General features: G+C 38.1%; 4 protein-coding genes. 1 reads left to right on the forward strand and 3 read right to left on the reverse strand.

Features of this window, described 5'->3' with window-relative positions; all coding sequences use genetic code 11:
• Positions 1-576 precede the first annotated feature (576 nt).
• A partial coding sequence (locus AFK68_RS22845) for a hypothetical protein (RefSeq protein ID WP_210407570.1) occupies positions 577-1,317 on the forward strand: 741 nt, incomplete at its 3' end.
• 1,045 nt (positions 1,318-2,362) lie between these two features.
• Here AFK68_RS22845 and AFK68_RS22855 read toward each other — a convergent pair.
• The 3 genes from AFK68_RS22855 to AFK68_RS22870 all read right to left on the reverse strand — a co-directional run bounded on the left by AFK68_RS22855 (position 2,363) and on the right by AFK68_RS22870 (position 8,808).
• On the reverse strand, positions 2,363-4,870 hold the full coding sequence (locus AFK68_RS22855) for a CHASE2 domain-containing protein (protein ID WP_246844359.1): 2,508 nt from the start codon (positions 4,868-4,870) through the stop codon (positions 2,363-2,365).
• A gap of 813 nt (positions 4,871-5,683) precedes the next feature.
• Complete coding sequence (locus tag AFK68_RS22865) at positions 5,684-7,096, reverse strand: serine hydrolase (RefSeq protein ID WP_094675361.1); 1,413 nt, start codon at positions 7,094-7,096, stop codon at positions 5,684-5,686.
• A 965-nt stretch (positions 7,097-8,061) separates the two neighbouring features.
• Positions 8,062-8,808 carry an RNA methyltransferase gene (locus AFK68_RS22870; RefSeq protein ID WP_094675363.1) on the reverse strand — a complete coding sequence of 249 codons (747 nt, stop codon included), beginning with the start codon at positions 8,806-8,808 and terminating at the stop codon, positions 8,062-8,064.
• Positions 8,809-9,233 lie beyond the last annotated feature (425 nt).

The raw sequence follows: 9,233 nt of genomic DNA on the forward strand, positions 1-9,233 counted from the left end.
CTCCCCACACCTCCCACACCTCCCACACCTCCTCTAACATTACTATGCACCAGCACCTATTGAGTGAAGGAGTCAGTATCATAAAATTTTCTACTACATTGCCCAAATGCTGAGTTAATTGAAAAGAGCGATCGCGGCACATAAAATACTAAAATACTAAAGATGCTAAAAGAAAATTTACAGCAGTTTTCAGCTCAATTAACTACATTGAAAAAATGATAACCCAGTAGGGACGTTTTCCGCGCTTGAGCGGACATGTTTGCGCAGCAGTCCGCCAGGATAACGCTATGCGACATGGAAAGCGGAGCATTCCGGAACGGAAAACGCATTTTTGCCTGTGCAACGTCCCTGCTGGGGTCTACCCAAATGAAAACTCCTGTCAGCTAAAATAGTTCTTTAAAAACCAACAATTTTTTTAGTTTTAAAGATGTCAGAAATTGTCGAAAGCAAAGCCCNCATTCCGGAACGGAAAACGCATTTTTGCCTGTGCAACGTCCCTGCTGGGGTCTACCCAAATGAAAACTCCTGTCAGCTAAAATAGTTCTTTAAAAACCAACAATTTTTTTAGTTTTAAAGATGTCAGAAATTGTCGAAAGCAAAGCCCAAACCCCAAATTGGCTAGGTTCATTAGTAAATCTAGCAGTTCCCATTGTAGCTTTAGCAGGTATAATCAGCCTACAAGTATTATGGCCACCAGAAGGTTCTCCCTTAAAAGAGAAAATTGTTTTAGACTCAACAGATGCAGTCTTAGCCGAACAAAAAGAAGCTCTAAAACTCAAGTTATGGAAAGCATCTCCTACTTTTGGATTTGATAACTTGATTGCAGATTGGGTATTCTTGCAGTTTCTCCAATATTTCGGGGATGATGCAGCTAGAAATGAAACAGGCTATTCTCTAAGTGAAGATTACTTTGATATTATAACTCGCTTAGATCCCAAATGGGTTGACATATATCTGTTCCTTTCCAACTCTTTATCTATATATGAAGGTAAACCCAAAGTAGCTGTAGAATATATGACCCGTGGCACCGATGCACTTTCCCCAGAGATAGATCCAAAAGCTTGGCAAGTATGGAGATTCAAAGGGATAGATCAGTTATTATTAGTAGGTGATATTCCAGGGGCAATTCGTTCTCACGAAATGGCTGCTGAATGGGCTGATAATACATCATACCAAGAGTTAAGCTCTCTGTTTAGAAATACAGCAGAATTTCTCAAGACAGACCCAGATAGTAAATTAATCAAGTTTAACGCCTGGTTGTGGGTATATTATCAAACAAGAGACCAGGCGTTAAACTTGATTAATTTACTATCTGGGNGAGATAGATCCAAAAGCTTGGCAAGTATGGAGATTCAAAGGGATAGATCAGTTATTATTAGTAGGTGATATTCCAGGGGCAATTCGTTCTCACGAAATGGCTGCTGAATGGGCTGATAATACATCATACCAAGAGTTAAGCTCTCTGTTTAGAAATACAGCAGAATTTCTCAAGACAGACCCAGATAGTAAATTAATCAAGTTTAACGCCTGGTTGTGGGTATATTATCAAACAAGAGACCAGAGGGTACGAGAACGCGCTCAACAAGAAATTCTCAAACTTGGTGGCAAAGTAGAAATGAGTGAAGATGGAGAAAAACGTTTTGTCTTGCCAGATGCTTCTAAGTAGAGGAGTCATTTCAGTTATCAGTTATCAGTTATCAGTTATCAGTTAGGAGGAATGGGGAATGGGGAATTTAGAGGAGGCAGAAGGAAGAATTATCCCTTGATTTTTCAGCAAGAGCATTAACCCAAAATCCTAACTTTTTGCAGCTCTAGAGAACGAAAACCTTGTACTTTTTCNAAGAATTATCCCTTGATTTTTCAGCAAGAGCATTAACCCAAAATCCTAACTTTTTGCAGCTCTAGAGAACGAAAACCTTGTACTTTTTCCAGACCTAAAAAGGCTAAAACCTTTATCTGTAAATGCTTTTAGATTTATAGCGGTTTTCATATCGGTAGACCACAGTAGGGACGTTGCACAGGCAAAAATGCTAACGTCCCTACTAGATTTTGTTTATGACGGTGTGGTTCATCAATCTGAAAAGCACTGTAATGAGCAAACCATAATTACAAGGGGAAGGCTTTTAACCTGAATTATTTAATTATCAGGACTTACGCAGGAGAACCCAGAAACCGGGTTTCTCGTAGACGTCTATTGCTCAAAACAAGGATTTATCCTAGAAACCGGGTTTCTTTGCGTAAGTCCTAATTATATCATTTCCGGTTGAATGGGTTTGGAGACCAAACCCCTACAGTTGTTCTCACATCTCATTCCTGATTGTTATATGATGATTGTACAAGTGGAAATCATATTGACAAAACTTTAATTTCCCCAACTTGACTTGGGATTAATCAAGTATAAAAATATATAAATCCAAAATGTCAGACTAGGTAACAACCAAGGTAATAAAATAGCTGCTGAAATGTATATTTGTAGAGAAACAAGACCATAAATTAGAGTTAATAAAAATAGTAATAATAAAATAATTTCCTTTTTTTGTGTCTTAGAGTTAGAGCTATTATCTAACATTAATACTACTCCTTTTCCTAAAACAGCAGCCACCCCAATTAGCCATAAATTAGGAATAGGTATAACTAATCGTTGCTTAAGGAAATGATGAACCAAATAAGCATGAACTTCTCCCCCTGTAAATGCCCTACTTTGGTCGGGAGGATTTTTTTGAGAACGCCAGTAACTAACAGCAGGAGGTAAAGGAAAATTGTCTTCTCCAGGAGTTAATCCTGCATCTTTATATCCAGCAGCAATAATTACTATTGATGGGCGTTTCTCTAGTGTAGTTTTTGCTAATAATTCGGATTCACTACTCTCTAAAAGTTGCCAAGCGGCTAGACGTACAAAAATTGCTTCTGGAGGAATAGAAAAATCTATAATTGGATGGAGCCACATTTGCCTTAGTCGATAAGAAAATTTTGTTAAAGATTTTAAGCGAGATGAGCTAGAAGATAAATCAAAAAAATGTTTATTCGTAGTCTCAGCAATATGATTTTTGACTTGAGATAACCAATTAGTTGATGAACTAATCTGAGGTTGCAGCAAATTATCAGATTGTTCAAAGTTTAATAAGTGAGCAACTGCTAACAAATAACCAAAAGGCAATGGTGTTTTACTAGAATCTTGACTTGGTAGTAGTGTTACATGGGTAACGTAACGCCCATAACCGACTAGACGCACATTTCCTTGTAGTCGCCACTTGGGGGAGGCTAACTCTGGTAATGGTTCAAACCAACCACCAGCATGATTTTGGGATGTAGCAAATACAAACCAAGTGTTTTGTTTTTCTATTGATGAGCGCAGGATCTGAGCTAATTTTTTGTCATTTTCTGGTTGATAGCGGTCTAAAAGATAGTCAATACCAATGATTTTGGCATTTATAGTTGTCAGTTGCTCAATGATTTTAGCCATATAACTACGATCCATTGGTACAGGATCGGATATTTTAGCTTTTTTAATGGAATCTTCGTCAATTTCGACTAACAGCACAGGGGGTGAATTTTGCTTTTCAACTTGGTTGCTATATTGACGATACATAGCTTGCACTAATACTCGCTTCTCAATCAAAAACCTTTGAGTTGAAAGTTGCCAACTACATAAAATTAATGCACTTAGAGCCATCGCTTCTCTTTTTGTAGGCAACCACCTTTTAAGTTTATGTTTCAGACTTGATGGTTGGAGACAAAATAGTGGCGCTTCTGGATGGCGAAACAAAGATGGTATTAAATATGTGCTGGGATAGGTGAGATTTTTCTCTAGTTTCAAAAATTGACACGCTGATAATAATGATTCGTGAACATCTTTGTATTCGGCTAAACTTTGGAGAAATCTTACTAAAAATTCCTGGGCGACTTTATTATGAATTGCCTCTCGCATGACTGCAACTTGACTTAAACCCAAGTCTATCAGAGCATTAGCAATACTTAACCCACAACAGGAATTGAAGATAGCAAATTGTAAACCCCTTTGTTTAGCTATAGTTAGGGGTTGGGAAATTTCTGTGATGGATAGAGTGGTACCTGGAGCGATCGCTATTTCCCCACCTGTATTCAGAGTTTCATTACTGTGTCCGGCAAAAAATAAAATATCCCACCCGCGTTCGTCAGTTATTGCTTTGACAATTTTTTCTTTTAGTTCTGCTTGACTTTCTTGAGGTTGCCAACCGACAAATTCTACTTCTGCTATGGGGGAAAGAGATTTCACTGCGTCTTTATCTGCCTGAAAATTTAAACCTGTATCATCTCCCAATATTGCCAATACTCTAGCTTTACTTCGACGGCGCTCGAATTTATAATTTACTGTGGTGTTGCGAATATTAATTGGTTGACGGGCAATTCTAATTTTGCTACATGCAGCAAATTCTGTAATTTCCCATGCTTCCCACGGTAAACGACATAATTCTTGGGAGTTGCAAGTTATAAAGATATCAACAGTTGATACATGAGTCTTGTGCTGTGAGGGTAAAGTTTCTGTTTTTTGTTTGGCAGCTTGAGCAATGAACGCCCTAATATCATACAGTTCCTCATGTCGTAACCATCGATGAAACTCACACAGAAGTTTTGCTTCTGCTTGCACCAATTTTTGATGCCAATCAACTTGTCTGGTTAGTTTTCCTGTATTTACTACCCTTCCTCGCAATGCTTTGTGATAAAAATTCAGATAATTTCTTTGCCAATCTTGATAAGATATGGTGAGACTTTCAGGATAAGGTAGACTGACAGTTAATTGTTGCCCCATACCCCAAGCAAGTTCAAACAAGCATAGTTTTTCCACTTGTTGAATCTTCAAGTAAAATCTAGTGGCAGTCTGAGTCATCATCTAAAAAAAACTGGTGTTGGANTCGCAATGCTTTGTGATAAAAATTCAGATAATTTCTTTGCCAATCTTGATAAGATATGGTGAGACTTTCAGGATAAGGTAGACTGACAGTTAATTGTTGCCCCATACCCCAAGCAAGTTCAAACAAGCATAGTTTTTCCACTTGTTGAATCTTCAAGTAAAATCTAGTGGCAGTCTGAGTCATCATCTAAAAAAAACTGGTGTTGGAAAATCTATTATATCAAATCCGCTTGAATAGTCGTCATTGCGACGATAGGAAGCAATTTCAAGGCTATGAGGTGCATCAACATTTCGTTACATAGTGAGGTTGAATTTATTTAAACCCGCCTCATGCCCCGTGCAGTAGATATGGGGGCGGGTTTATTTGATTTGATTGAGTTGCCATTAACACCCTGCACAGAACCCGCCCCTACACCATCAACGTTGAAAAATTTGTAGGGGCGGGTTTCACCAACAACATTGATATACTATATTAATTTATTTAAACCCGCCCCGCGTCCCCTCCAGCCATATCGGCTGGGCGGGGATACTTCAGAACTTCTTCTAAAGTAGAAGTAAGTAAATTACTAGATTCTTATGTTGCTCCAATTGAACAACGTAGACAATTTCCTCACTTCTAACTCCTCCTAAAATTNGCGTCCCCTCCAGCCATATCGGCTGGGCGGGGATACTTCAGAACTTCTTCTAAAGTAGAAGTAAGTAAATTACTAGATTCTTATGTTGCTCCAATTGAACAACGTAGACAATTTCCTCACTTCTAACTCCTCCTAAAATTCCGGAACTCCCTACTCCCTATTCTGAAGACTTAAGATATTGATAAGTTTCTTTAGACACCCCGCGAATCAAGTCTACAGCATCCTGGTCATCATCCGGACGCTTCACCAGTACAGCCAATAGATAACGCTTGCCATTAAGCAAATCAATCATACCCACATCCCCCAACACAGACTTCAGATTACCTGTTTTGTGAGCAACCACAGAACCTCTACCTACACCCCTGGGTAACAAAGAATCATTCCTAGTTCTTTCCATAATCCGAAATAAGCGATCGCGAGACTTCAGCGACACCAAACCACCCTGATTAACCTGTGAAATTAAATTTATCAAATCCTTGGGAGTCGTTGTATTAGTTCCCGACAAATCTGGTAAAGGATTATTAATAACAGTATTCTTCAAACCCCAACTCTGAAATAACTGATTCAAAACATCAGCGCCACCAAGTGCTTCAATTAATATATTAGTTGCGGTATTATCACTAATCACAATCATTTTTCTCGCAGTTTGCAAAGCCGTATATTTGCTACCAGGCTTCCGAAACTGCATATCTCCAGAACCCTCAGCTACATGAGATTCCTCCATTGTTAACATATCATTCAATTTGATTCTTCCCTGATCCACCGCCTGGAAAAAAGCCACTAATATCGGCAATTTAATCGTACTAGCTGCAGCAACAGCAGTATCTCCATTAATATCCAGATAAGCACCAGTATCAGCATCAATCATAAATACTCCTGGTGTTAGCTTTGGGTATTTGGCAATGACAGTATCTAACTCTGTTTTCAAAGCTGTCATTTCCCTAGTTTGTTGTACTGCCAAAGGTACAATGGAAGGAGATTTCCATTCTTGATTTGTCTCTACCTCACTATCTGCTGCTTGAGATATCAGATTAGAACTACTTCCAGGCTTCAATATTGATAGCACTGTTCCAGCAATCACCGCTATTCCCACACCTAAGATTAACATCCGAGTTGCGTACAACAGCAAAGAAGCAGAACGGGACTTATGACGACTTGTAACTGGTGATTTTTGAGTCGGTAGTGGCTCATAAATAAAAGATTGAGCTTTTTCTTGTCGTTTCTGAGGGCGAGCAGATGATGTTGGTTGTTGTTCTGCGATCTTCCTTAATCTAGTGAGTTCCTCTATTCGGCTACGTTTAGCCCTATGAGACTGAAATTTAGGAATTTCTTGTTTGGAAACTCTGGGTACAACAGTTTTCTTTTTAGAAGGTACTGGCCTGAGAAATGTTTGGGGTTGCTCAGAAGCTGGAAGTGGAAACTTAGCTACATTACGCCTTTTCTTGAGTGGTAGCTGGGGTTGCAGCCGATTACTAGGGGTTTTACTATTAGACTGCTGCGACTGAGAGTCTGACTTAGTAGTAGAAGGTACTACTGAAAGAATTGATCGATTGCGAAAATTCTGAACCACTCCAAACACCTTAATATATAACTATAATTTTATTGATAAGACCTCACCTTTAAGGGTGGGGTTTAAATTGCACAAATATCAAAAGTAATCTTGGCAAAAATAATTTTTTCTTTGATTAGATAACCTAAAAATTAGAGAAAATTTAAACAATTATTTCTGTTAATTTATGATAGGTTTTGATATTATTAATAGTGAATTTGTCTAATAATTATTATCGTCGCTATACTCCAAAAAATTTGGTTATTATATAGCATATTTTCCCCAACACTATTGCAGAGAAATTGGGTTTAAAACCCCACTGTTATTAGCAGTGTCCACAATTTAGTTGGAGTTAAATCCAAGGACAAAAATTGAACCTAAAATCTAGTACCTACAACCTAAAACCTGATTCAAGACTAGGCTCTGTCACAAAATTACTAGAAAATTAGCTTTGAACAGAACCACTTAGCCTGACTGGCTGAGTGTAAGTCACCTTATTACTTTAGCGCGAGTCGTACCTATTTTTACCTAGTCCAAGCTAAATAACTACCTGATGGATAAATCCTGAAGGTTTTCATCAGCAACTTAAACTTCGTGGTAGGATATTCTTATTAATTAGAATACCCAGACCAACCACAAATCTAATCAAAGCGCTCAAGTCGCTTAAATGGTTAGTCCAGCCTACTTTTTTAAAGTAAACGTTATTTAGGTCATAACACCTTGGGGTGCGCGGCCAGCTCCAAGCTCTGTTGTTCGGCATTAAACAGGTAAAGAGATTTGAAAAACCAGTGTGTCGAGCTTTTAAAAGCCAAAATAACTAGGCGAGGCCAACTTTACGCATTTTGTGCAGAATGGACGCAACAATGTCCAAATTTTTGCCTAACCTTATGTTTTGAGGTGTATTAATATACCTCAAAAATATCTTATTTCTTTAGGAAATAGAGACAATTACTCGTTTTAAGCGCATTTTTTCTAAGAGCAGAAAATTAACTATCATCCCGATCATAATTAGATAGTGCCCAATTGATTTGTCTAATCATTCCCCGTAACATTGCCACTTCTTGAGTAGAGGGATAAGCACGATTGTATAAACGACGGAATTTTTCCATTCTGCTGGATGCTGTATGGGGATAAAGATAACCTATTTTCAATAACATGGTTTCTAGATCCTGATAATATGCTTCTAAAATATCTAGGGAGGCTTCTGAATCTGGATTTGGTTGGCTCTGAGGAATATTATCTCGATCTAGTTGTGCTTTATATAACTCATAACAGCAAATGGCTACTGATTGAGCCAAGTTTAGAGAGGGATAAGCATCATCAGATTCAATACGGACAAATCTTTGGGCGTAGTTTAATTCTACATTAGTTAAGCCCCGGTCTTCTCTACCAAATATTAAAGCTGCTGAGTATCCCAGTAGCCAAGGTAGGGCATTTTTCGGGTTTTCGAGGTGGGTGGGCAATGAGCGGTCTAGGGATGTAGTGGCGATCGCCCTTTGACATCCTTTTAGAGCTTCTGGCAATGTTTGGACGATGGTCGCCCTTTCTAAAATTTCCACCCCATGAACCGCCATTTTTCGGGCTTCTGCTCCATGAGGGTCACATTGTGGGTTGACCAAGACCAAATTATAGAAGCCCATATTTTTCATAATCCTGGCTACAGAACCAACATTTAGTGGCCCTTGGGCTTCTACTAATACTATCCTAATTTCTGTTGATTCTGGTTTAACCATAATTAATTTGTAAGCATTTCCTTTCCTGCGGAATGCGGAGCTAACAGCCATCAGTCATCAGCTATTATTTCTGGTTTTAAATAAAAGGTTTATTAATTGAGCCATAATTAAATCTTACTACAAAAGCTTGTTTCGTTGGCAATTTAAGTTTAGTTTGGGAAATATAGCAATCCTATTTCATTTCAATTGTAATATTTTTGTGGTAGTTAGGAGTCAGTCATTTCAGTTATCAGTTAACACCTGTCTCTGGCTAAACCCAGAGGCTTGACATAAGGAATATTCTCTTTTTTTATCCCCTTAAAAGGGGAGGCTATTGACTTTTTTTTTGCTCATCAGGAGAATTAATTGTTAATTGTTAATTGTTAATTGTTAATTGTTAATTGTTAATTGTTAATTGTTAATTGTTAATTGTTAATTGTTAATTG

Origin of the sequence: Hydrocoleum sp. CS-953 (genome assembly GCF_002260545.1) — a bacterium.
Classification (GTDB): Bacteria; Cyanobacteriota; Cyanobacteriia; order Cyanobacteriales; family Microcoleaceae; genus Trichodesmium.

Excerpts from the sequence above, each read along its gene's own strand:
- AFK68_RS22855 (WP_246844359.1), bottom strand. The coding sequence starts at position 4,870 with ATGATGACTCAGACTGCCACTAGATTTTACTTGAAGATTCAACAAGTG.
- AFK68_RS22870 (WP_094675363.1), bottom strand. The coding sequence starts at position 8,808 with ATGGTTAAACCAGAATCAACAGAAATTAGGATAGTATTAGTAGAAGCC.